General features: G+C 52.9%; 1 protein-coding gene. It reads right to left on the reverse strand.

Annotated elements, in window-relative coordinates; translation table 11 throughout:
• Positions 1 to 1,286: ATP-dependent helicase (locus AC2VLY_RS13010; RefSeq protein ID WP_486922420.1), on the reverse strand; the 1,286-nt coding region annotated here is incomplete at its 3' end.
• Positions 1,287 to 1,436 lie beyond the last annotated feature (150 nt).

The raw sequence follows: 1,436 nt of genomic DNA on the forward strand, positions 1-1,436 counted from the left end.
ATGGCTCGGAAAAGCGCCATTTCATCCAGCGGGTTTTGCACCAGTCGCAACCACGCCAGGGCATCTTTTATCTCGCGGCGCTGGAAGAAATTGAGACCGCCATAGATCCGATAAGGAATATCCCGGAACACCAGGGCTTTCTCGATGCCGCGCGAAAGCATGTTTTTGCGGTAGAGCACGACGATATCTGCCGGTGGAACACCCTGCGCCAAGAGATTGCGGACCCGGTCGGCAATAGCGCCGGCTTCGGCTTCTGCATCGGCAAAAATATCTAACTGAAAGGTCCCGACATCTTGGCGCTCAGTCCAGAGCCGCTTACCGATACGATTAGGATTATTCGCAATCACAGCATTCGCGGCATCTAAAATCGTGGACGTACACCGATAATTCTGTTCGAGTCGGACCAGGTGGTTAGGCGTATACGTTTGCAAAAAGCTTTGCATAATGCCCGCATCCGCGCCGCGCCAGCCGTAGATGCTCTGGTCATCGTCCCCGACCACAAACGTCGGTACAGAATGCCCGGTACCGGTTAGATGCCCGATAAACTCCACCTGGATAGGGTTGGTATCCTGAAATTCATCGACCAGGACCATGCGTAAATGCTGGTGAAACACTGCGGCCACTTCGGGATGATGGCGCAACACAAAATTGCTTTGCAAAACCAAATCCGCAAAATCCAGCGCCTGGCTGCGTTTCTTTTCCGCTTCATACGCGGCATATAGCATCCGGGTAAAATTGGCGCTTGCTGTTTTTTGGACAGGAACATCGTTGACGTACAGACCCTGTTCTTTCCATTGCGAAATCACAAAGTAATGATCTTTGGGCTTCTCGACTTTTAAATCGGTATCTGGAAACCGGTCTTTCATCACGCGGCGCAGCAAAGCCACGGCCTCGTCTTCATCCATGGGGGCCGCTGTTTCGCAACGTTCCAGACCTATGTGATGCCCGAATTTCCGCAGGAACTTGAGGCCCAGGCTATGAAATGTCCCCAACCGAATTTTCCCGGCGGCTTCCTCACCGACCAGGCGGGCAATGCGCTCTTTGATTTCCTTAGCGGCTTTGTTGGTAAACGTCACGGCTATAATCGCATTCGGTTCCATTCCGCCGCGAATCGCATAAGCAATTCGATGCGTCAGCACGTTGGTTTTTCCAGTGCCCGCACCCGCAAGAATGGCCCCGTGACTGTCCATAGGCAAAGTAACCGCTTCGCGTTGAGCGGGGTTTAAATGTGCCAGCCACGCAGGTTCTTCGTAGAAGGTGGCCTGAGCGCCTGGATTATCCGGCATTAAAATACTCCTTTGCGTCCCTCAAGAGGTCCGCTCTTTTGCAGGCAAAGACAAGCCCAAAATCGGCAACCAGAGATCCAGGCGGTTTAGTGTGAGCTTATGGGCTATTTTAGGATCACGCCCAGCCTTACAGAGCAGGGTTTCGGTATC

This window comes from Acidithiobacillus sp. TH-A36 (genome assembly GCF_057473445.1).